The organism is Zestomonas carbonaria (genome assembly GCF_904061905.1).
Classification (GTDB): Bacteria; Pseudomonadota; Gammaproteobacteria; order Pseudomonadales; family Pseudomonadaceae; genus Aquipseudomonas; species Aquipseudomonas carbonaria.
The window spans coordinates 1-229 of sequence record NZ_CAJFCI010000126.1; the positions used below are offsets into that span (position 1 = coordinate 1).

Here is a 229-nt window from a genome sequence, read left to right on the forward strand (position 1 = left end):
CTGGAAATACAATAAGGCCGTATGTGTATCCTGTTCACCAGGCCTGTTGATCAGGTACTCCATGCCCAATGAGTATCCTGCCTCTGGGAGCTCCTGTGACAAGGCGCATTCGAGCATCTGCTTGCCAATGTTTTTCCCCCGGGTGCGTTCGGGCTCAGGCAGTCGAGCAAAGGCTCTTCGAAGCTCATCGCCGATAGCCCATTGTCCATACCGGTTGCCAAGATCGGCG

The 229-nt window shown here is 55.0% G+C and carries 1 protein-coding gene; it reads right to left on the reverse strand.

Annotated features, from left to right (window positions below; genetic code table 11):
- Window positions 1–229, reverse strand: a 229-nt coding sequence (locus PSEWESI4_RS25090) for a hypothetical protein (protein WP_210768875.1), incomplete at both ends; no start/stop codon positions are given.